Below are 21,665 nucleotides of genomic sequence, written 5' to 3'. Positions count from 1 at the left end.
TCATCGCCCTGATGAACTCTTAGCGGGCCTCGAGCAATGCCTTTACATGAGCCTCGGCGCAGCGTCCCAGTGCCGGTAAATCATAGCCGCCTTCCAGCACCGACAGCAGGCGTGCGCCGGCGTAACGGTTGGCCGCCTCCCCGATCAGGCCGGTAATCCAGTGGAAGTCCTCGTCTTCCAGCTGCAGCTGCCCGAGCGGGTCGGCCCGGTGGGCATCGAAACCGGCGGAAATAAAGATCATGTCAGGGCGGTGCCGTGCCAACGCCGGCAGCCAGTCGCGCTCGATGGCCTGTCGAAATGCACTACTAACGGTGCCCGCCGGGAGCGGTGTATGCACGATATGGGATCGCTGAATGTCCTGGTACCGAAACGGATAGAAGGGATACTGGAAGCTGGAGCACACCAGAACCTCGGGCCTGTCCTTGAAAATATCCACGGTGCCGTTGCCGTGGTGTACATCAAAATCCAGCACCGCAACGCGTTCAATATCGCTGTGCTGCAGCGCCCACTCCACCCCAAGCGCCACGTTGTTGAACAGGCAAAAGCCCATGGCGCTGACCTGCTCGGCGTGGTGCCCAGGCGGGCGCACGGCGCAAAAGGCGTTCTGGCAGGAGCCGCCAAGAATCCGTTCGGTACCCAGCAGCACCGCGCCGGCCGCCAGCCGTGCCGCGTGGAGACTGTGCGGATTCAGGGCCGTATCCGGGTCGGCGTAGCTGTGCCCCCGGCGTGGCTGCAGCGCCTCGAGCTCACGAATGTAAGGCTCCGGATGAGCCAGTGCGAGCTGCTCCCGCTGGATGGGTGCGGGTGTCAGGCAGTCAAGCCGTTGCAGCAGGCCGCTGTCACTCAGCCGGGCGCTGATGGCCTGCAGCCGCTGCGGGCTTTCGGGGTGACTGGCTCCCATGTCATGCAGCGCGCAGTCGTTGTGACTGATATAGGCCGTGGTCATTAAATTTCCTTTATTTTAATAGGTTAGGCAAATAACCTGATGTTCATGCTGATACTAGCAGAGCACACTGGATGCATGCCGGCATGCGCGCAACATACAGGTGTGCATCCGTCCCCTAGATGTTGATCAGCCCGCGGTCGTCGAACGGGTCGGTAGTCGTCGCGCAGGTATTGCCAGGTGGCTTCGGTGACCTGGATACAGCCCTTCACTGGCTGTGACTGACATAAGCCGTGGTCATTGAAATCCCCTTATTTTAATAGGTTAGGCAAATAACCTGATGTCTACCATGATGCTAACCGGGTACGCTGGGTGCGGGCTGGCGATGCTTGCGTGCGCGCAACATATAGGTGTGCATCCGCCCCCTGCCCTTGATATTGATCAGCCCGCGGTCGTCGAACTGGTAGTCGTCGCGCAGGTATTGCCAGGTGGCTTCGGTGACCTGAATGCAGCCCTCCACACCCTGTGACTCCATCCGCGAAGCGATATTGACCGCGTCGCCCCAGATGTCGTAAATGAACTTGCGGGTACCAATGACGCCCGCCACCACCGGGCCTGTGTTGATGCCGATGCGCATGTGCAGGTCGCTCTGGTGGCGCCGGTTGAAGACGCTGATGACATCAAGCATGTCCAGCGCCATTTCGGCAATGACCCTGGCATGGTCGGTGCGCTCGATTGGCAGCCCGGCGCCGACCATATAGGCATCACCGATGGTCTTGATTTTTTCCAGCCCCCGTTCTTCGCTCAGGCGGTCGAACTCGGAGAATATCTCGTTCAGCAGGCTGACCAGCTCCACCGCCTCCAGGTTGGCCGACATGGGGGTGAAGTTGACGATATCGGCAAACAGGATGGTGACCTCGGCGAAGCTGTCGGCGATGGTGCCCTCGCCCTGCTTCAGCCGTGCAGCGATGGGCGCCGGCAGTATGTTCAATAGCAGGTGCTCCGATTTCTGCTGTTCGGCGGCAAGGTCCGCCAGGGTGCCCTCCAGCCGGTCGATCATGCGATTGAAGTTCTGTGCCAGCACACCGGTTTCATCGTCGGTCAGGACCGGGCTGCGCACACTCAGGTCGCCGGCGGCGATTTTCCGTGTGGCGGCATTGACGGCCAGGATCGGCCGCGCAATTTGCCGGGCGATGAAAAAGGTCCCCAGGGCCAGCAATCCCACCGCCAGCAAACCCAGGAGCAGCATCAGCCAGCCGAGCCGTGTGGCCGGCTGCAGCGCCTCACTGACACGGATCTCGGTGAGCAGCGCCACCCCAAGACTGGGCAGCCAGCGATAACTGCCAATCACCGACTGACCGGCGTAGTTCAGATAGAGCCCGGCGCCGCTTTTGCCCTGTATCGCAGTGTCGATACCCAGGCTGCGGGCGCCTTTGGGGTAGGCCTGGGTACCAAAGCGCGCCATCGACAGGAAACGGTGGCCGGTATCCACCAGGTAAGATTCGCCGGTACGGCCAAGGCCAGTGCGCTGGCTGACGATATCGACCAGCACCGGCACCCGGATCTGGGCGGCCAGCACGCCCAGTGGCTCGCCATTGCGCCCGGTCAGTGGCGTGGCGACCGTGAGGGTTGGCAGCCGGGTATCGGGGGCGGGATACACCGGCTGGATGTAGGTATGCTCGCGTCCTTCGAGAAAGAACGGGGCTGTCGCATGAACGTCTCCCTCCTGGTCAGGATTCGTTGAAAAGAAAACCTCTCCCTCGTCCTGGCTCAGCAGCATCAGGCCGGTGAGGTCGGTGGCGGCGGCAGAGCCATAATCGAGGAAGGTGGATCGAAACAGCGTATCGGCCATGGCCATATAGGCTGGCTGATACTGCGCACTTCTGGGGGACAGCTGGCGCAGGGCGCTGATGGCATCCCGGAGCTCATCTACCGCGGCAATCTTGCGCACGATATCCGCCTGGTTGGTCATGAAAGTATAGATCTCGCGCTCCCGCTGCTCGGCAATCACGGCAAAGCGGTCGATGGCCATGCGCTGCAGGATACCGGCGGACAGCAGGTAGGAAACCACGGCCAGGCCGATAACAACCGGCAGCGATACCAGCAGTATGCCGGCGATCATGCGGGCTTTAAGGCTGTGCCGCAGGGTAATACCCATGATTTGCATTGGCTTTTTCCAGTTATGGGCCCGTCAGGCGGCTCAAGCGCCGACCCGCGCTGGTGCCTGGCAAGATTCAGGCGCCCCTGAGTGAAGATTAGCGGCTTTTGAGCGCGGCGCTGAACTAGGCTAAGGAGTAGATGAGCAGCTACCGGAGGGCACTCATGTCATCAACGCGCAAGCCGCACCGTCCTGTGAATGCTTCCTGCGTCACACGCAGGCAATTTCTGCACAGCTCCGTGCTGGGCCTGGGTGCCCTGCTGGGCGGGGTGGCCCGCGCAGAGGACAGCCCGGCCGCCAGTATTCTGAGGATTGGCTTTTGTGGGCCTTTCAATGGGCCGGCGCAGGATACAGGGATCGAGATCCGTCGCGGTGTCCTGATGGCGCTGATGGATGCGCGTGCCGATGGCGAGATTCCGGTGCTGCTGGCCGGCCGCCGGCATGATATTCAGCCGGTATGGATTGATTCCGCCTCGAACCCTGACGCGGCCGTTACGGCATTCGAGCAAGCCATGGACGAGGGGCCGTTGAGCCTGATGGTTGGAGGCTGGCATTCCGATGTCGCCCTGGCGCTGATGGACGCTGAAGCGGCCCGCGAAATCCTGCACCTGGGGCACCTGGGGGAAGCCCAGGCCATCGCTGACCGGTTGAATCAGGATTACGCCAGGTACCGCGGCTGGTTCAAGGGCTGGCCCTCCCCAGGGCTGCTGGCGGCACGTTACGGAGAGCCCTTGCAGTACCTGCGCGACCAGGGCCTCTGGCGCCCGGTCAACAACCGGGCCGCCATCGTGGCCGAAGACAGTGCCTATGGCCGTGGCTGGAGCGAGGCGCTCAGTGCCAGCCTGCGAGCATCGGGCTTCAGTGTTGCAGCGCCGGACCTGACGGCGCTCGATGCAGCGGATTTCACCCCGCTGTTGCGGCGCTACCGCGAGCAGGGTATTTCCCTGGTGGCGATGACCACCACCGGTATCCAGGCGGGAGCGCGCTTTGTGCGCCAGTTTCGCGAACAGCAGCTGGATGCCCTGTTGCTGGGACATGGCTTGCGCTGGACACGGGACTGGTACGCCTATACCGGCAGCAGCTCGGACTACGTTATCTCCATGGACTCGGCCATGCCGATCGCGCTCTGGCAGCAGTGGTGGGTGCGTCGCTACCGCAGCCTGTTTAGCGATATGCCGAGCATCGCCGCGGCCGGGCTGCACTACGACTACACCCGCATGGCAGTTCGCATGCTCAACGCCACCTCGAGCCTGGCGCTGGACGACCTGATACGCACCCTCTACCGCAGTCCGTACCGTGGCGTCTGGAACCGCTACCAGTTTTCCAGCAAGCCGCATCCCCGTGCCCGCTCGCCCAACGAAGTCATTACCGGCAGTTTCATGGAAGGCTTTTTCTTCCCGCTGGCGCAGTTGCACAACGGAGAGGCGCACGTGGTCTGGCCACCGCGCTATGCCGACCAGCGTTTCATGGTACCGGCAACCGCAAACCCGTGACCCGCGGCCTTGGGTTGCACGGGCCAGTGCGCTGCCCGGCCGACGCCAGGGACGCTGCTACAGGTCCAGCGTCATATCCTCCAGCGGATAGGCACAGCAGGCCAAAACGTAACCCTCACTGATCTGTCCGGCATCCAGCGCCATGGCTCCCGACATGCTGACGCTGCCCTCAAGCTTGCGCACCTTGCAGCTGCCACAGATACCGTTGCGACAGGCCGACTCTATCCAGATCCCGCTGGCCAGCGCGATATCCAGTAACGATTGTTCCGTGCTGCCCTGTCCCTGTTTCTGTGAACGGGCGTAGTGAATGGCGACCGGTGCGCTGACCTGATCAGCGGGCTTTGGCGCCTCTGCTTGTGGCGCCTTTGCTTGTGGAACCATAGCGCCGCCGAACGACTCCTCAACGTATTGCTGCATCGGGTAGCCCAGTGTTTCCAGCAGTTCGCGCACCCCTTGCATGTAGGGTGCCGGGCCACAGCACAGAATGCGGCGCGTGCGAAAATCGGGGCAGATCAGATTCAGCAGTTCGGCGTTCAGCCGGCCCCGGTAACCCCCCCAGCCATGCTCGCCACCGGCTTGCTCGCACACAACGGACAGCCGAAAGTCGGGCCATTGCCGGTCAAGACCCAAGAGTTCATCGTGAAAAATAATATCCTCCGGACTGCGGGCGCTATGGACGAAATGCAGGTCCTGGTAATCGCCCGCCTGCAGCATCCAGCGCACCATCGACATGCCAGGCGTAATACCGCTGCCGCCTGACAACAGCAGCCACTTGTCCGCACGGATATCGATGCAATTGAAGTGACCTGCGGGCGTCCCGACCCTGAGCTCTGTGCCGACGTCCAGGCTGTCGTGCAACCAGTTGGACACCTGGCCGCCTGGCACCCGCTTGACCGTAACCGAAAACTGGCGCGGCTGGTTTGGCGTGGAAGATATCGAGTAGCAGCGGGTTTGGTCCGCGCCATCAATGACAAAGGTCATGCTCAGAAACTGGCCGGGCTTGAAAGCCAGTGTTTCACCTGCCTTCAGGCCGAACCAGAAGGTTTTTACGTCCCGAGTCTCATTGACGATTCTCAGGCAGCGGACCGTTTTCTGACCGGTCTGGCATTGCACAGCATGCTCGATTGCAACAGGCATATTCATGGCGTCATCTCCGTTTTCGCATAAAAAACCGGCGCGGGCGAACGCTTACCCGCGCCGGTTCTGGTCATTACCCTTGCACCAGGTACTACAGATGCACCACTACATCCTCGCCCTCAACGCTGACCGCGAACGTTTTGGCCTTGATGCTGGGATCGACCAGGAACTCTCCTGACTTGATATCAAACTCCCACCCGTGCCAGGCGCAGCGCACCAGCGCCTTGTCCTTGCAATAGGTGAAATCCCGCCCGTCCGTTGCGGCGGTCGTGCCGCACACCGGACCTTCACACAGGGCAGCGCCCTTGTGCGGACAGACATTGAGCAGGGCATGAAATTCGCCATCGACATTGAACACTCCCACACTGAAGCGATCCAGCTGAACGATTTTCTGCTGCCCTGGAGCCACTTCATGGGTTTTGCAGGCGATGATTTTATTCTCAGACATGGGTATCGATCTCCGTCAGGCAGCTTTTTTGGCAGCATCAAGCGCTTGCAGGCGCTTGAAAACCTGCATGGCATTATCACCCAGAATATTTTGACGCCATTCAGGCGGAATATGCAGGCTGTTGAGATCGTCATAATCCCAGTGCGGATAATCCGATGCGTACATCAGCGTATTCTTTCCATCCATGGCCTCGAGCAGAGACCAAAGATGCTGCAGGTTATCAGGACGTTCCAGTGGCTGGGTCGTGAAACGAATATGATCCTTGAAATACTCGCTGGGCAAACGTTTTAGCCAGGGCGTTTCCTTGCGCAGTGCCTTATAATTGGCATCCAGGCGCCACAATACGCTGGGCACCCAGGCCACACCGCATTCAATAACGACAAAATACAGCTGTGGCCATTTTTCAAATACGCCCTGTGCAATCATGCTGGCGACATGGGTCATTGCACTCTGGGGCAGAATGGCGTGGGTTTCCCAGAAGAACGTTGTGGGGCCGGCACCAATGGGGTTCGAATTAATTCCGCCCTGCCCGCCAAGGTGGATGGCAAAGGGCAGTCCCATCTCCGCACAGGCCTCGTATATCGGGTGGTAGAACGGGTCTCCGTAGGGACGGCTGGCACCGTGTGACGCCAGAACCTGCACCATGCGCGGGTTCTGCCCCAGGCGGCGAATTTCCTGCGCCGCCAGTTGCGGGTCCTGGGGGGCAATGACAATACTGCCGACCAAGCGATCATCCCGTGGCAGCCATTCTTCAACCTGATAATCGTTGTAAGCCCGCACCAGCGCCGCCGCATAATAAGGGTTCGCCAGGGTTGAAGCTTCCAGCGCTTCATCGCCGGTGAGGATCGCATAATCAATACCGTAATGATCCAGGTGCTTGGCTTTCATAATGGCGTAATTATCATCTTCACTGACCGGATTAATATCCGCCCGCTTGAATCCTTCGGGATGTAACCAGGGCCGATGTGCGTGGGGAAATGCACCTCTTGGGCCGGGTTGCTCACCCCGAATAAAATAATCCTTGAAGAACGGATCCATATAAGGAAGCAGGACTTCGGCCGAGCTCCAGTAATTGTGGCAGTCGACGTCGATGATCATGATGTATCTCCGTGCAGGCGTTATTGTTGTACCGCGAAAGAGATACTAGCGGAGCTGGTTTAATAAAAAAAACGCTTTATTTTTATCCATATAATCTAATATTCAGATTGTTAATTTACCCGCAGATTTATCCATGCCGCGGGCGCGGCCCTATCAACAGCCGCAGACCAGAGCTAAAAATTAATGGCGAGCGCCACTGTCATGGCAAGGCAGAAAAGGGGGGCCGTCTGGCGGCCTGCCCACCACAAGCACCAGAGTTCAGGCGGTAGCAGGCCTCACAATCCTTCGGGGGCCGACAGGCATGAGGCCATCATTTCGCTGTAGCTCGGGGCAAAAGCCCGCAGGCTCTCAATGGCCCCTTCGTAGATCTCGCTGCGCGATGCTTCCTTGCGATAGACGGCATAGACCGGCTGCAGAATTTCGGGCGCCCCCTTAACACGAAAGAAGCCACCGTCATCGATCAGCTTGCGGGCACGCCAGGCCGGCAGGTAAACAGAGCCGCCCTTGGTATTGAGATAGTCGATGGCCATGGTGCCCAGCCCCATGGTCAGCCTGCGCGCCCTGAGTTCAGGCACCACCTGGGCATGGGCGTGGCGAAACCCCAGGCACCAGTCGATATAGACATACTTGTCACGATCCAGCCCCGCCAGGTCACAGGGCTCGGTCGAGACAAGCACAAAGACATCGTCAAACAGCTTGGTGATCTCGATATCCAGCAATATGCGCGGCTGGTACATCACGGCGATATCCAGCATCCGTTGCACGATCTGCTCCATCATGGAGATCGAATAGTCGGCCTCAACGTGAAGCGCAATACTGGGGTAGCGTTCGCTCATCCAGATGATCCAGCTATTGACGAACTTCTCCCAGATACTGAACTGGGTGCCCAGGCGCAACACCCCCTCGTAGCCACGGGGCAGCGACAGCTCCTCGCGCGCCTGGCGCCACACATCGCTGATCTGCAACGCATACTGCCGGAACTTGGCTCCCGAGCTTGTCAGCTCGGCACCGAAACGCCCCCGCGTAAAGAGCGTCACCCCCAGGGTCTCTTCCAGCGCCCTGATACGCGTACTCACCGCCGACTGGGTCACCGACAGGTTCTCCGCCGAGCGGTTGAAATTCTGACTGTTGGCCACATCGAGAAATGTTTCAATCTGGGCAATATTCATCTACATCTCCGAAGACTAGAGCCGATGGATAGCCGAGCAGGTCGGGCATTCACCCACGCGCAGTAAAGCCCGCGCCGCGTGAACCACCCCCTGTCCGGCGTGATTGCCGGCCCCCGAGAACAGGAAAGCCCCTGCAAATCATGCAGGGGCTTTCCCTTGGGTTATGCCAGAGCAGGTGCGCTGATCTGACCTATGACAGGTCGCGGATTTCCCGCTCGATCAGCCGCTTAACGTGCTCTTCGTTGTCGATCACGCTTTCTCCATCCTTGCGCAGCGATTTCAGCAAGCCGACCATCATCGCGATCAGAACAAAGCTGAACGGCAGGGCACCTGCGATCGACGCGGCCTGCAGGGATTTGAGTGCCTGGTCGCCACCGAGCAGCAGTACCACCAGGGTTACAGCCCCCAGTACCATGCCCCACAGAATGCGCTGCTGCACCGGCGGCCGGCGGCCAAAGGACAGCAGCCGTCCCAGCACCAGGGTGCCGGAATCGGCAGAGGTCACAAAGAAAATCACCACCACAACCAGCGCCGCCACCTTGGCCACCGTCGCCATGGGGCCAGGCGTCAATACCTCGAAGGAACGGAAGATTGTGCCGGCATAGTCCCAGTTGTTCACGGCGGCGTTATAGATCTGCATGTCGGCGCCATAGAGGGATTCGTAAATCCCGGCCGAACCAATGACACCGAACCAGAGCAGCGCAACCGCTGAAGGTATGACCATCACACCCAGCATGAACTCCCTGATGGTTCTGCCACGGGAAATACGGGCGATAAACATGCCGACAAACCCGGCCCAGGCAATCCACCAGCCCCAGTAGAAGATCGTCCAGCCACCCTGCCAGACCCGCTCTTCCGGACTGCGCGCCGTCCACAGAGACATGGACACTGCGTCTGAAACGTAATCGCCCAGGGCCGTGACCGTGCTGGAGATCATATAGTTGCTGTTACTGGCCAGCAGGAAATACGCCAGTATGCCAATGCAAATCCAGGTATTGAAGGTCGACAGCACCTTGATGCCGCGGGCCACACCACTGGTGGCGGAGGCCGTGGCGATGGCACTGATCAGCACGATGGACACGACTGTCACGGTCTGGGATTTTTCTTCCAGTAGGCCCAGCGAAATCAGGCCGGAACCGATCTGTTCAACACCCAGCCCCAGGGTCGTGGCGATGCCGAAAATGGTGCCGAACACGGTCAGGATGTCGACCGTGTGCCCGATCGGTCCGTAGATCCTGTTGCCAATCAGCGGGTAAAGCGCGGATCGCATCGAGAGTGGCAGGCCTTTGCGGAACGAAAAGTAGGCCAGCGACAGCCCGACGATGCCATACATGGCCCAGGCCACGGTGCCCCAGTGGAAAATGGTCAGCTTGAGCCCGCCGGCGGCCGCTTCGGCGACACGGCTGTCAGGTACCGGAAAGCCTTCGTCCCCCGGCAGCAGACCGGCACTCAGCGCCAGCTGCTTGGCCTCGAAGAAGGCCGCTGTCGCCGCCTTGACGTCTGCGCTGAGGAAGGGATTGCCGCCGCTCCAGCCGCTGGCAAAGTGGATCATCGGCTCGGACATCGAGAAGAACAGCATGCCCGCCCCGGTACCGCAGCCAAACAGCATTGAAAACCACGCGAAGTTGCTGAACTCGGGCCGGTCATCATCCCGCCCCAGGCGGATCCTGCCTACCCGGGAGCACATGACATACATGCACACCACAAAGGTCGAGAACATGATCAGCACGTAGTACCAGCCCAGTGTCCCCTCTATCCAGGACTTCATGCCCAGGAACTGCTCACTGGCGGTCTGGCCCAGCAGCACCGCGTATAAAATAAAGAACACGATCATGGCTATTGCCGTGATGCCAAGTGTCGAATTCAACCCCTTCAACACCCCTCGCTGCTCTATAAGAGCGTCTAGCTGTTCAGCTCTTAACATTCACTCACCTCACTTCCTCATTGTTTTATTATGTGCAGCACGGACAGGCCGACCGCCTGCCGTTTTTATTCACGCCCTTGCCTGCCAGGGGTTCGGTCCCGCTGCGGGCCCCTGTTTGCTGGCACGCAGTCGGGTGCTTGAAACAGGCGCTGTCCCCCCTGCGTTCCTTGCCTGGAATTACCAAGCATTTATCGTGCCCACTCTCCATAAGATCACTGCCATCGAGGCCAGCACCCTACGGCAATTCCACCCAAAAACCTATGCTAGGTTGCATTGAAAAGTTATTCTAACAACTTATTTTGGCAATAATAATAAGCAGAGCTTATCAATATGAAATCAGGCCTCCCACCCTTGCATTGCCTCAAAACGTTCGAAGTTGCAGCGCGGCTGCTCAATTTCAGTGCAGCCGCGCGTGAGCTCAACATGACCCAATCGGCGGTCAGCCAGCAGGTTCGTCTGCTGGAGCATCACCTGGGCGAACCCCTGTTCAATCGCAAGCACAGGCGCGTGTCCCTCACCAATAAAGGCATGTCCTACCTGCCGGTCGTTCAGAGTACGCTGAACGGTCTGCGCCGCAGTACCGCCGACATATTTTCACCCGTTTCCAGCGGCGAGCTCGTTATCGAGGTCAATATGGCCTTTGCCTGGGGCTGGCTGGCCCCCAGGCTTCACAGTTTCTGCAGCCGCTACCCCTGGCTCAGGCTCGAGATCAGGCATTCCAACTGGGACCATGATTTTGGCAAGGAACCCGTCGACCTTGCCATCCGGCACGGCCGGGGGAACTGGACAGGCCACGTCAGCAAGCCGCTGCTGACACCCCGCCTCAAGGCGTACTGTGCGGCGCCCCTGGCCAAGCTGCTGCACGAACCGATGGATCTGCTGTCTCTGCCCCTGATCGACGTATCCGGCACCCACAAGATGTGGGTGGACTGGTTCCAGAACCTGGGTATCGATGACTCAGCCGCACTCAAGCACCGGGTGGACAGCGTCGCCATGGCGATCAGCATGGCGCAGTCAGGGCTGGGGGTATTCCTGGGGTACGAAGAGCTGGTGCATACCACCAGCCTGCGGGACAAGCTGCACGCGCCCTTCGACATCTGGATTGAAACAGCGGACAACTACCATCTGACCTACCCCGAAGGGCGCCCGCTGTCGCGCGCAGCCGAAGCCTTTGTGCAGTGGATAACGGCAGAACTCACACCGGCTGCCGAGCGCAACTGAGCCGGTCTGCGCAGTCGGCACCCTTTCGTCCCGCCCGCTTTCAGCAAGCCGGTTTTGGGCGAAAACACGCAGGCCAGCATGAACAGCGTCCCCTGCAGCACAATGATCAGCGGTCCTGTCGCCGCATCAACATGAAAGCTGATCAGGGTACCCAGCACGGCGCAGGAAACGGACAGGGTCACGGCAACAACCAGCATCGACTGGAAACGGCTCACCAGCATCAGCGCGGTGGCCCCCGGCGTCACAAGCATTGCAACCACCAGGATAATCCCGACCGCCTGCAGCGAGGCCACGATCGCCAGTGCGATCAGTACCATGAAGCCGGACTGGATCAGGCGCACCGGCAATCCTGCCGCCTGGGCCTGAACCGCATCAAAGCAGAACAGCAGCAAATCCCGGCCCTTGACCAGCACCACGCCCAGCGTCAGCAGCGCGATCAGCGCCGTTTCCCCGATCTCTTGCCAGCTGACCCCCAGCACATTGCCGAACAGCACATGCAGCAGGTGAATGTCGGACTCCACCTTGCTCAGCAGCACCAGCCCGAAGGCAAACATGCCGGAGAACACAATGGCCATCACCGCATCTTCACGCAGGCGACTGTGCACCTTCAGGTAGCTGCAGGCAAAGGCACAGCCCGTGCCGGCAGCAAAAGCCCCCAGCGCCAGGGGCAGTCCCGCCAGGTAAGCCAGCAACAGTCCGGGCAGAACAGCATGGGAGATGGCATCCCCCATCAGCGACCAGCCCCTGAGTACCAGGAAACAGGACAGCACCGCGCAGACCGTTGCGACCAGGCAGGCGGCGATCAGGCCCCGCTGCATGAACGCGTACCCCAGCGGTTCCAGTAACAGGGACAGCAAGGTATCCATTCAGACCTCCGCCGCACGGTTGCGGGCCAGGCGCCAGCGGGCCAGCCGGCCCTGTTTCGGTGCCAGCAGGAAGACCGCAATAAAAATCAGCGTTTGCAGCGTGACTATCACGCCGCCGGTCGCGCCATCCAGGTAGTAGCTGAGGTAAGCCCCCGTTGCGCTGGTTCCGGCGCCCAAGGCCATGGCGATCAGTACCAGGCGCCCAAAACGATCGGTCAGCAGGTATGCCGTGGCACCTGGTGTCACCACCATGGCGATGACCAGGCAGGCCCCGACCGTCTGCAGCGCGGCAACGGCGGTGGCACTGAGCAGCGTGAAAAACAGAATGTTCAGCCCGGTCACCGGAAGGCCAACGCTGGCGGCATGGCGGGCATCGAAAAACACCAGTTTCAGATCCTGCCACTTGAGCGCCAGGATCGTCAGGGAAACGGCGGCAATAATGACCACCTGTTGCAGGTCTTCATCGCTGATCGCAAGAATATTGCCCAGTATGATGCTTTGAACCTTCACCGAGGTCGGGTTGAGAGACAGAATCAGCAGCCCGGCGGCAAAGAAGGTGCTGAACACCACGCCAATCACGGCATCCTCGCGCAGCCGGGTACGCTGGCGCAGCACGGCCATGACAACGGCCGACAGCATACCCGATACAAAGGCGCCCAGCGCGTAGGGCAATGCCAGCGCATAGGCCAGCGCCACGCCCGGTACCACCGCATGGGCCAGCGCATCCCCCATCAGTGACCAGCCCTTGAGTATCAGGAACGAAGACAGGAAGGCACAGAGGGCGCCGACCAGGGCGCTCACCCAGATGGCACGCGCCATATAGTCATAGCCCAGCGGTTGCAGCAGCAATTCCAGCATCTCAGCCTCCCCCGCATGACAGCAACGCAGCGCCGGTCTGCGCCCCCGGGGAGCACCTGGACATGTCGTCCGAGCGCTGTGCGAGTGCCGGTGGCAGCGTCGCCAGGGGGCCGCCGAAAACCCGTTGCAGGTTGGCGTCGGTAAAGACCTGCGCCGTAGGCCCCGCCGCCACCAGCGTTCGGTTCAGCAGGAGCGCCTGGTCACAGTACGCCGGCACCGAACCCAGGTTGTGGGTCGACACCAGTAACAGGTGGCCGTCGCCACGCAAGGCCTGCAGCAGTTCGATGATCGCTGTTTCCGTGCCGATATCGACGCCGGTAAAGGGTTCGTCCAGCAAGATGATCTGGCCGCCCTGTGCCAGCGCCCGGGCCAGAAACACCCGCTTGCGCTGCCCGCCGCTCAGCTCACCGATCTGGCGCTTGCGATACCCCGACATGCCGACACGCTCAAGCGCTTGGTCCACGTGCAGGCGATCCTCGCGCGATGCCCGGCGCAGAAAGCCCATGTGCCCGTAACGCCCCATCATGACGACATCATCCACCAGCACCGGGAAGTCCCAGTCCACATCCTCGCTTTGCGGCACGTAGGACACCAGGTTCATTTTCAGCGCGCGCCGGATCTCCCGTCCTCCCAGGGAAATGGCGCCGCAGCTTGGCTTGAGAAACCCCATGATGGACTTGAACAGTGTCGACTTGCCGCAGCCATTGCTGCCGACCAGCGCGCAGATCGTGCCGGCCCGAAGTTCGAAGCTGACCCGCTCGAGTGCCTGCAGGCCATTGGCATACTGTACCGACAGGTCCTGCACCCGTATCAGCGCCGCGTTTTCGTGGTTGTGCTTGTTCTTATTATTGTTCATGAGTCGCATCCCCTCGTTGATAGGTACCGGGCCTGTTGGCTGCACGCCCTATGGATTGGCAAAGCCCTCGATGACGGTGTTGAGCGTGACCTCCAGCAAGTCGATATAGGTGGGCACCGGTCCCTGCGCTTCGCTCAGGGAATCAACGTAGAGCACACCGCCATAGCGAATGCCGGTTTCCCGTGCCACCTGCCGTGCCGGCCGGTCGGAAATGGTGCTTTCGCTGAAAATGACCGGTATGCCCTGGCTGTGAACCCGGTCAATGACGCTGCGAATCTGTTGTGGCGTACCCTGCTGCTCGGCATTGATGGGCCAGAGGTAGGCTTCCTTCATATCCAGATCCCGCGCCAGGTAACTGAAGGCCCCCTCGCTGGTCAGCAGCCAGCGCTGCGACGCCGGGATGCCCGCCATGCGCTGCTTTAGCCGTATCCCCAGCGCCTTGATCCGGGCCGAATAGGCGGCGGCGTTGGCGTTGTAGACGGTGGCGTTAGCCACGTCGTGCTGCACCAGTGCCCGGCGAATGTTTTCAACGTAGATCAGCGCATTGGACGCCGACATCCAGGCATGGGGGTTCGGCTTGCCATCGTAGGGGCCGGCGTATATCGACATCGGCTCGATACCCGCGGTTACCAGTACACCGGGCACGGCCCTGACATCCTGCAGAAAACGTTCGAACCAGCGTTCGAGGTTCATGCCATTCCAGAGAATCAGGTCAGCCGACTGCGCCCGCACAATATCCTGCGGGCTGGGCTGGTAGTCGTGGATTTCGGCGCCGGGCCGGGTAATCGAGTGAACGACGGCGGCATCCCCAGCCACATTGGCGGCCATATCGGCGATAACGGTAAAGGTCGTTACAACCTGCAGGCGCCCATCCCGCCGTTCGGCCGCAACCGGCTCCAGCGCGATGGGCAACAACGCCAGCATCAGTAAGCGGCTGGCTATTTTAATGCGGCGAAAGTGCGTACGTTTCATGTGCGTCTCCGTTGGCCCTGGACGGGCCAGTCAAGGACGCACTCTACCCGCGACAATTAAATCGCTAAAGCGAATTATTACAATCAATACAATCCGCTTTTGAGATTGTTTCGGGGTCTTTATTACCTGACAGGCGGCGTATTAGGCAGAGCAGATTTCGCGATATCAAAGGCGCATTTATTCGATCGCATTTTTCGATTAATACGATAATTATAAATCGCTATTTGTTCCATTAACGCTTGGGTAACATGGCGCCATCGCCTGCCACCCTGTTCTGCAGGGCGCACGAGCCCTGGCCTGCGGCCTGGCCAGAAGGCGGATTCCACTCAACTGCGTTTCGTACGGAATTCAACAATGCCAACCCTCACCGAACAGAAAAGCTACATCGACGGCCGCTATATCGACGATGCCGATGCCGAGCGCTTCGAAACCCGCAACCCGGCAACCGGCGATGTTATCTGCACGGTGCAGCAGGCCAGTGAAAACACGCTCGAACTCGCCGTCGAAAGTGCCCGCCAGGGGCAGGCTGACTGGGCCGCACTTGGCGGCAGCGAACGGGGCCGCATACTCAAGCGCGCAGCCGATATCCTGCGCAGCCGAAACGACGCGCTGGCACGGCTTGAAGTGCTGGATACCGGCAAGCCCATCCAGGAAGCACTGGCGGTTGATATCCATAGCGGCGCCGATGCCATCGAATACTACGCAGGCGTTGCGCCCACGCTGCACGGCGATCATTACGACCTGGGCGGCTCCTTCGCGTTTACGCGCCGCGAACCCCTGGGGCTTTGCGCCGGTATCGGTGCCTGGAACTATCCCATCCAGATTGCCAGCTGGAAGTCCGCCCCGGCGCTGGCCTGCGGCAACGCCATGATCTACAAGCCGTCGGAAATGACGCCCCTGACGGCCCTGAAACTGGCGGAAATCTACACCGAAGCCGGCGTTCCGCCGGGCGTTTTCAACGTTGTGCAGGGGGATGCCCGCGTCGGCCAGTGGTTCACAGCCCACCGGGATATCAGCAAGGTTTCCCTCACCGGTGATGTCGCCACCGGTCGCAAGGTGATGGCCGCAGCAGCCGCCAGCCTCAAGCACGTTACCCTGGAGCTTGGCGGCAAGTCACCGCTGATCATTTTCGCCGATTCCGACCTCGACGATGCCGTGTCCGCCGCGCTGATGGCCAACTTCTATACCCAGGGTGAAATCTGCAGCAACGGCACCCGGGTGTTTGTCGAACGCAGCATCGAGCAGGCCTTCCTGCAGCGGCTGGTGGCGCGCACCCGCAAGATGGTGATCGGCGACCCGATGAACCCGAACACCCATGTCGGCGCCCTGATCAGCGAAGCCCACATGCACAAGGTGCTGGGGCATATCGAAAACGGCAAAAGTGCCGGCGCCGAGCTGCTGCACGGTGGCCGCCGTCACATGGCGAACGGCTGTGACCGGGGCTATTTCGTCGAGCCGACCATCTTCGCGCAGTGCCGCGACGACATGAGCATCGTGCAGCAGGAAATCTTCGGTCCGGTGATGTCCGTGCTCAGCTTTGACGACGAGCAGGAAGTGATCGCACGGGCCAACAATACCGAATACGGCCTGGCCGCCGGCGTCTTTACCCGCGACCTGCAGCGTGCCCACCGTGTCGTGGCCAGGCTCAAGGCCGGCACCTGCTGGATCAACAACTACAACATCACGCCGATTGAAATGCCCTTTGGCGGCTACAAGCAGTCGGGCCTGGGCCGCGAAAACAGCCTGGCGGCGATAGAGCACTACACTCAGTTAAAGAGTGTCTACGTCGAGATGGGCAAGGTCGAGGCCCCCTACTAGCGGCAATACCTCTACAGATCCAAACACCACACGCAAGACCCATAACCAGAAAATTCAGCTTAAGCGAGACCGACAGCATGACAACAGCAGCAGTGGAACACCCGGTATCTCCTGCCAATATCGGTATTCAGGATCACTACCTGGACGAGCAGGTAATGCATGTCACCTGGTCCGACGGCAAACGCTCCAAATATCATTACCTGTGGCTGCGCGACAATTGCTCGAGTGCGTTTCATGCCATTACCGAGGAGCGCACCTTCGATCTGCTGAGTGTCAGCGATGATATCCGGCCGTTGGCGGTGAATATCGAGGGCGACAGCCTGCATATCGACTGGTCCGAAGGTGATCACCACAGCTGCTACAGCTTCGACTGGCTGCGCCAGCATGCCTACTCGGCAGATTTCGCGCAGGACCGCTCCGGCCGCGTCGAAAGCTGGGACAAGCACTTTGTCGACAGCATCCCCCAGGGGCATCATGACGCCATCATGCAGGACGACGCCGCGCTGCTGTCATGGATGGAAGAACTGTCCCGCTATGGCCTGGCGCTAGTACGCGGGATGCCGTCGACGACCGAGGCCGTCGTCGAAACCGCAGAACGCATTGGCTACCTGCGTCGCACCAATTTTGGCGTCACCTTCGACGTGCGCTCGGTTCCCAAGCCCAGCAACCAGGCCTACACCGCCGACGCGCTGCCGCTGCACACGGATCTGCCCAACCACGAAACGCCGCCGGGCTACCAGTTCCTGCACTGCCTGAACAACGAGAGCACCGGGGGCGAGTCAACCTTCGTGGACGGCTTCCGGGTACTCGAAGACATGCGTGAAACCGCGCCGGATGCCTTCGACCTACTGGCAAACCAGCAGATCCCGTTCCGCTTTCACGATGATGACTACGATATTCGCGAGCACCGCCCCGTCATCAGCCTCAACTACCTGGGTGAAGTGACCGAGCTCAAGTACAACGCGCACCTGGCGGACATCTTCGACCTGCCCGAGGATGTCATGCACGCGTACTACCTGGCCTACCGCCTGCTCATGCGCAAACTGAAGGACCCGCGCTACATGATTCAGCTGCGCCTGGGTGGTGGAGACATGGTGGTGTTCGACAACCGCCGGGTACTGCACGGTCGCCGCCAGTTCGACCCCAGCACCGGCCTGCGCCACCTGCGTGGCTGCTACGTCGACCGCACCGAGTTCAGAAGCCGGCTGCGGGTACTGAGACGCGCCGCCAACGCGGACAACTGATCCCATCGCCTGTCCCCCGGCATGCTCCGGGGGCATCAAACTCAGCCCGCAAGCCAGGCAAACAAGGCAGCCCGCGGCGCCGCCCGGCAGGCAGCTTCCCTCCCTCTCCTGTTATTGCCGTGCAGGATTGGCTATCTTGGATCAAGGTCGCTTAGCAGGGGAATCGAGGATGTGCGGGCGCTACAACGTAATAGACGACCCCTTTACGCAGGGACTGCTGGAGGGGCTGGGCATCAGCCGGCGTATTCACAGCCGTTACAACCTGGCACCCACCGAACAGGTGCCGGTGATACGCCAGCTGGAGGGCCGCAACGGGCTTGAGGACATGCGCTGGTGGCTGGTTCCGCACTGGGCGCGCGAACCGGACACCCGCTACGCGATGTTCAACGCCAGGGCCGAGACGCTGACCCGCAGCAAGGCGTTTAGCGGCCCGCTCAAGCACCAACGATGCATTGTTCCGGCCTCATCCTTCATCGAGTGGCGCACCGAAGCGGGTCACAAGCAGCCCTACTGCATCCAGCCGGTTGATGATGTCTTTGCCTTTGCCGGCCTGTGGGAACACTGGGGGCATGGCCGCGAGACAATCCACAGCTGTACCATTCTCACCACCGCCGCCGTTCCCGGCATGGAACAAATTCACCCGCGCCAGCCGCTGATGCTGCCCGCCGACCTGCACGCCTCCTGGCTTGACCCGACTATCGATGGACACCCGCTGCTGGCGCAGCTGATCCCCGGCCTCCCCTGCGCGCTGGAAGTCGTGCCCGTCGATCCCGTTATCAACAACAGTCACCACAAGCAGGCGCCTACCGCTGTCGGGCCTGCGATGTTTCGCCTGGAGGCAGGTTAATCGCGGCTCGGTGGCAGCACCGGTTCAAAGGACCAAGCCTGTGACGCGCCGACAAAAAACCGATTAAGTATTTCGAAATCGAATAATCATTATCAAAATATTTAATTTGAGAATACCAGGGTTGATTCTATAGAGTGTAACCACCTACCTACCCCGGCAAGCGGCGCCCAGGCACACACCTCACAGGCGTTGGCCAGCGTGACCGACCCTGGCCTCCTTGCCTGGCTGCTCCATTGAGGGCATGCCCTGTTCAGGACAGGGCCAGGCGGATCAAGACCCACAACCCAAGAGGCATTCATGTCCAATAATCATTACTACGCCCCCAGGGGCGGGCACCCGAGCCAGCACGAACTGCTGACTGACCGCGCGATGTTCACCGACGCCTACGCCGTTATTCCCAAGGGGGTCATGCGGGACATCGTCACCAGCCACTTGCCCTTTTGGGACAACACCCGGCTCTGGGTTCTGGCGCGACCGCTGTCCGGTTTCGCCGAAACCTTCTCCCAGTACATCGTCGAAGTCAGCCCCGGCGGCGGCAGCGACAAGCCAGAGCAAGACCCGAACGCAGAGGCCGTGCTCTTCGTGGTCGAGGGCGAAGTCGAGCTAACGCTGCAAGGCACTGTGCATCGCCTGCAACCGGGCGGTTATGCCTTCATCCCGCCCGCAGCCGACTGGCGCCTGCGCAACAACAGCGATCAGGCGGTACGCTTCCACTGGATCCGCAAGGACTACCAGGCAGTCGAAGGCGTGCCGTACCCCGAAGCCTTCGTCACCAACGAACAGGATATCGAGCCAATCCCGATGCCCGATACCGACGGTCGCTGGGTGACCTCCCGCTTCGTCGACATGAGCGACATGCGTCATGACATGCATGTCAATATCGTCACCTTCGAGCCTGGCTGCGTTATTCCCTTTGCCGAAACCCACGTTATGGAGCACGGTCTCTACGTGCTCGAAGGCAAGGCGGTGTACCGCCTGAACCAGGACTGGGTCGAGGTTGAAGCCGGTGACTTCATGTGGCTGCGCGCGTTCTGCCCCCAGGCCTGTTACGCCGGCGGCCCCGGCCGTTTCCGCTACCTGCTGTACAAAGACGTCAACCGCCACATGAACCTGCGCCTCAACGCACCACGCTAAGCGGTTCTATCCTCAAGGCCCGTCAGCGCTGCTGCCGGGCCATTTTGGACAGGGCGCACTTTGCGCGGGTAACTGTGTTGTCTATGCTGAGCTCCCGTGCTCATTTCAGAGATTAACGCGATAGTCGCCTGAGCTCTGTCGACTGGAAGCCAATTGAGCCTGAGCACTGAGCGGCGTCAACTCCTTTGCGTAAGAACGGTGGCGTACCTTGCGCTATCCGCTGCTGTCCACCAAACTTCCAAAGTTTGGCCTGCCTTGGGCTGGTGTATTTAGGTCACGCCAAGCGATATCAGGACGAGTTAAAACCGCAAACGCATGGAGTGCAGCATGGAAATTGGCAGCTCACTGGCAACCCTTTCCAACAAGATTCAACAGCTGGGCAATCTGATCGAAACAGAGGAGGCAACTAAAAACGCTTTTGTCATGCCCTTCCTCAATAATGTTCTCGGCTATGACGTATTCAACCCTTCAGAGGTTATTCCGGAATTCACGGCAGATACCGGCACCAAGAAAGGCGAAAAGGTCGACTATGCTCTTCTAAAGGATGGGGCGATCCAGATTTTGATCGAATGCAAGAAATATAACGAGCCCCTGTCACTCAAGCACGCCTCCCAGCTCTACCGATATTTTTCTGTGACCAACGCCCGAATTGCGATACTCACCAATGGTGTTATTTATCAGTTTTTTACGGACCTGGATGCACCGAACAAGATGGATGAAAAGCCATTTCTCGAACTGGACCTGTCAAATATCGATGAGCACGTAATCCCCGAGGTTGCCAAACTGACCAAGGCAGACTTCGATGTTGATTCAGTCATCAATGCAGCCGGCGAACTCAAGTACCTCAATCAAATCAAGAAGGTGATTGGCCAGCAGGTCGCTGAACCTGAAGATGACTTCGTGCGCTTCTTCGCCTCCCGTGTGTACGACGGCGTGATTACTCAGAAAGTACGGGAGCAATTTGCAGAGCTAACGACCAAGGCGCTTCGACAGTTCTTGAATGACAAGATCAACGACCGTCTGAAATCCGCTCTGGCCAACGGCTCAGAAACCCCTCGCAGGCATGATACTGAAGACGCACAGCATTCCGAACTGGATGATCCAGACGGCAATAAAGTTGTCACCACGGTAGAAGAACTCGAAGGCTACCACATTGTTCGGGCAATTCTGCGAGAAGTTGTTGAGGTAGATCGAATCGCGGCCAGGGACACCCAAAGTTACTTCGGGGTATTACTCGACGATAATAATCGCAAGCCCCTGTGCCGGTTGCATTTCAATCGAACGCAGAAATACCTTGGGCTGTTTGATGAAGACAAGAAGGAAACTCGCCATCCCATTGAGCGCCTGGATGACATTTTCGGTTTCGCTGCACAACTCAAAGATACCGCAGGGTTTTACGACTGACGGGGACCTCGATAAACCGTAACGAGCGGGCTTAGAGGCAAGGCGCAGGGCGCGCAGGAGGTTTTTCGAGGTGTCCTGATAATTTGGTATTACACACTGGCTTGTCGCTGCTTGAAACGATAGAGAAAAAGGCGC

Annotated in this window: 18 protein-coding genes; 7 read left to right on the top strand and 11 right to left on the bottom strand. The window is 59.9% G+C overall.

The window, feature by feature from the left end:
* Positions 1–19: 19 nt before the first annotated feature.
* Together KDW95_RS04295 and KDW95_RS04290 are read right to left on the bottom strand one after the other, a co-directional pair.
* Positions 20–946 carry a histone deacetylase family protein gene (locus KDW95_RS04295; protein WP_255855040.1) on the bottom strand — a complete coding sequence of 309 codons (927 nt, stop codon included), beginning with the start codon at positions 944–946 and terminating at the stop codon, positions 20–22.
* 292 nt (positions 947–1,238) lie between these two features.
* Complete coding sequence (locus KDW95_RS04290) at positions 1,239–3,050, bottom strand: adenylate/guanylate cyclase domain-containing protein (RefSeq protein WP_255855039.1); 1,812 nt, start codon at positions 3,048–3,050, stop codon at positions 1,239–1,241.
* A gap of 155 nt (positions 3,051–3,205) precedes the next feature.
* Here KDW95_RS04290 and KDW95_RS04285 point away from each other — a divergent pair, with 155 nt between their 5' ends.
* A complete protein-coding gene (locus KDW95_RS04285; protein WP_255855038.1) occupies positions 3,206–4,534 on the top strand; it encodes an ABC transporter substrate-binding protein in 1,329 nt (442 codons plus the stop codon).
* A 57-nt stretch (positions 4,535–4,591) separates the two neighbouring features.
* Here KDW95_RS04285 and KDW95_RS04280 read toward each other — a convergent pair whose 3' ends face one another.
* From KDW95_RS04280 to KDW95_RS04260, 5 genes are all read right to left on the bottom strand, one after another.
* The gene (locus tag KDW95_RS04280) at positions 4,592–5,677 is read right to left on the bottom strand and encodes a hybrid-cluster NAD(P)-dependent oxidoreductase (RefSeq protein ID WP_255855037.1); all 1,086 of its coding nucleotides are present in this window, start codon (positions 5,675–5,677) and stop codon (positions 4,592–4,594) included.
* A gap of 85 nt (positions 5,678–5,762) precedes the next feature.
* A complete protein-coding gene (locus tag KDW95_RS04275) occupies positions 5,763–6,119 on the bottom strand; it encodes a Rieske (2Fe-2S) protein (RefSeq protein WP_255855035.1) in 357 nt (118 codons plus the stop codon).
* Positions 6,120–6,134: 15 nt separating this feature from the next.
* Entirely contained in the window at positions 6,135–7,217 is a 1,083-nt protein-coding gene (locus KDW95_RS04270) for an amidohydrolase family protein (RefSeq protein WP_255855034.1), read from the bottom strand.
* Between the two features lie 275 nt (positions 7,218–7,492).
* Positions 7,493–8,386, bottom strand: coding sequence for a LysR family transcriptional regulator (locus KDW95_RS04265; RefSeq protein ID WP_255855033.1), 894 nt, complete (start codon positions 8,384–8,386; stop codon positions 7,493–7,495).
* A gap of 190 nt (positions 8,387–8,576) precedes the next feature.
* Complete coding sequence (locus KDW95_RS04260) at positions 8,577–10,253, bottom strand: BCCT family transporter (RefSeq protein WP_255855032.1); 1,677 nt, start codon at positions 10,251–10,253, stop codon at positions 8,577–8,579.
* Positions 10,254–10,640: 387 nt separating this feature from the next.
* On the opposite strand from KDW95_RS04260, the gene KDW95_RS04255 reads away from it, so the two are divergent.
* Complete coding sequence (locus KDW95_RS04255) at positions 10,641–11,531, top strand: LysR substrate-binding domain-containing protein (RefSeq protein ID WP_255855031.1); 891 nt, start codon at positions 10,641–10,643, stop codon at positions 11,529–11,531.
* On the opposite strand, the gene KDW95_RS04250 is transcribed toward KDW95_RS04255, so the two are convergent.
* Genes KDW95_RS04250 through KDW95_RS04235 form a run of 4 tightly spaced genes read right to left on the bottom strand, consistent with a single transcriptional unit; the run spans position 11,441 to position 15,083 of the window.
* A complete protein-coding gene (locus tag KDW95_RS04250) occupies positions 11,441–12,397 on the bottom strand; it encodes a metal ABC transporter permease (protein ID WP_255855030.1) in 957 nt (318 codons plus the stop codon). The genes KDW95_RS04255 and KDW95_RS04250 overlap by 91 nt on opposite strands.
* Complete coding sequence (locus KDW95_RS04245) at positions 12,398–13,255, bottom strand: metal ABC transporter permease (RefSeq protein WP_255855029.1); 858 nt, start codon at positions 13,253–13,255, stop codon at positions 12,398–12,400.
* A gap of 1 nt (position 13,256) precedes the next feature.
* Positions 13,257–14,111 carry a metal ABC transporter ATP-binding protein gene (locus tag KDW95_RS04240; RefSeq protein WP_304941576.1) on the bottom strand — a complete coding sequence of 285 codons (855 nt, stop codon included), beginning with the start codon at positions 14,109–14,111 and terminating at the stop codon, positions 13,257–13,259.
* 48 nt (positions 14,112–14,159) lie between these two features.
* A complete protein-coding gene (locus KDW95_RS04235) occupies positions 14,160–15,083 on the bottom strand; it encodes a metal ABC transporter substrate-binding protein (protein WP_304941575.1) in 924 nt (307 codons plus the stop codon).
* Positions 15,084–15,437: 354 nt separating this feature from the next.
* On the opposite strand from KDW95_RS04235, the gene betB reads away from it, so the two are divergent.
* The 5 genes from betB (at position 15,438) to KDW95_RS04210 (ending at position 21,530) form a co-directional block, all read left to right on the top strand.
* Positions 15,438–16,901 (top strand): betaine-aldehyde dehydrogenase, encoded by a 1,464-nt coding sequence (betB, locus tag KDW95_RS04230; protein WP_255855028.1) that lies wholly within the window; start codon positions 15,438–15,440, stop codon positions 16,899–16,901.
* A gap of 77 nt (positions 16,902–16,978) precedes the next feature.
* Positions 16,979–18,145 carry a TauD/TfdA family dioxygenase gene (locus KDW95_RS04225; RefSeq protein ID WP_255855027.1) on the top strand — a complete coding sequence of 389 codons (1,167 nt, stop codon included), beginning with the start codon at positions 16,979–16,981 and terminating at the stop codon, positions 18,143–18,145.
* A 169-nt stretch (positions 18,146–18,314) separates the two neighbouring features.
* Positions 18,315–18,992: an SOS response-associated peptidase gene (locus tag KDW95_RS04220; RefSeq protein ID WP_255855026.1), complete on the top strand. Its 678-nt coding sequence runs from the start codon at positions 18,315–18,317 to the stop codon at positions 18,990–18,992.
* A gap of 297 nt (positions 18,993–19,289) precedes the next feature.
* Positions 19,290–20,126, top strand: a complete 837-nt coding sequence (locus KDW95_RS04215; RefSeq protein ID WP_255855025.1) for a bifunctional allantoicase/(S)-ureidoglycine aminohydrolase — start codon at positions 19,290–19,292, stop codon at positions 20,124–20,126.
* Positions 20,127–20,453: 327 nt separating this feature from the next.
* Positions 20,454–21,530, top strand: a complete 1,077-nt coding sequence (locus KDW95_RS04210; protein WP_255855024.1) for a type I restriction endonuclease — start codon at positions 20,454–20,456, stop codon at positions 21,528–21,530.
* The last annotated feature ends 135 nt before the right edge of the window (positions 21,531–21,665 follow it).

It is taken from the genome of Marinobacterium rhizophilum, assembly GCF_024397915.1.
GTDB lineage: Bacteria > Pseudomonadota > Gammaproteobacteria > Pseudomonadales > Balneatricaceae > Marinobacterium_A > Marinobacterium_A rhizophilum_A.
This window is presented reverse-complemented; position numbering and strand designations above follow the sequence as displayed.

Excerpts from the sequence above, each read along its gene's own strand:
- KDW95_RS04295 (WP_255855040.1), bottom strand. The coding sequence starts at position 946 with ATGACCACGGCCTATATCAGTCACAACGACTGCGCGCTGCATGACATG.
- KDW95_RS04290 (WP_255855039.1), bottom strand. The coding sequence starts at position 3,050 with ATGCAAATCATGGGTATTACCCTGCGGCACAGCCTTAAAGCCCGCATG.
- KDW95_RS04285 (WP_255855038.1), top strand. The coding sequence starts at position 3,206 with ATGTCATCAACGCGCAAGCCGCACCGTCCTGTGAATGCTTCCTGCGTC.
- KDW95_RS04280 (WP_255855037.1), bottom strand. The coding sequence starts at position 5,677 with ATGAATATGCCTGTTGCAATCGAGCATGCTGTGCAATGCCAGACCGGT.
- KDW95_RS04275 (WP_255855035.1), bottom strand. The coding sequence starts at position 6,119 with ATGTCTGAGAATAAAATCATCGCCTGCAAAACCCATGAAGTGGCTCCA.
- KDW95_RS04270 (WP_255855034.1), bottom strand. The coding sequence starts at position 7,217 with ATGATCATCGACGTCGACTGCCACAATTACTGGAGCTCGGCCGAAGTC.
- KDW95_RS04265 (WP_255855033.1), bottom strand. The coding sequence starts at position 8,386 with ATGAATATTGCCCAGATTGAAACATTTCTCGATGTGGCCAACAGTCAG.
- KDW95_RS04255 (WP_255855031.1), top strand. The coding sequence starts at position 10,641 with ATGAAATCAGGCCTCCCACCCTTGCATTGCCTCAAAACGTTCGAAGTT.
- KDW95_RS04250 (WP_255855030.1), bottom strand. The coding sequence starts at position 12,397 with ATGGATACCTTGCTGTCCCTGTTACTGGAACCGCTGGGGTACGCGTTC.
- KDW95_RS04245 (WP_255855029.1), bottom strand. The coding sequence starts at position 13,255 with ATGCTGGAATTGCTGCTGCAACCGCTGGGCTATGACTATATGGCGCGT.
- KDW95_RS04240 (WP_304941576.1), bottom strand. The coding sequence starts at position 14,111 with ATGAACAATAATAAGAACAAGCACAACCACGAAAACGCGGCGCTGATA.
- KDW95_RS04235 (WP_304941575.1), bottom strand. The coding sequence starts at position 15,083 with ATGAAACGTACGCACTTTCGCCGCATTAAAATAGCCAGCCGCTTACTG.
- betB (WP_255855028.1), top strand. The coding sequence starts at position 15,438 with ATGCCAACCCTCACCGAACAGAAAAGCTACATCGACGGCCGCTATATC.
- KDW95_RS04225 (WP_255855027.1), top strand. The coding sequence starts at position 16,979 with ATGACAACAGCAGCAGTGGAACACCCGGTATCTCCTGCCAATATCGGT.
- KDW95_RS04220 (WP_255855026.1), top strand. The coding sequence starts at position 18,315 with ATGTGCGGGCGCTACAACGTAATAGACGACCCCTTTACGCAGGGACTG.
- KDW95_RS04215 (WP_255855025.1), top strand. The coding sequence starts at position 19,290 with ATGTCCAATAATCATTACTACGCCCCCAGGGGCGGGCACCCGAGCCAG.
- KDW95_RS04210 (WP_255855024.1), top strand. The coding sequence starts at position 20,454 with ATGGAAATTGGCAGCTCACTGGCAACCCTTTCCAACAAGATTCAACAG.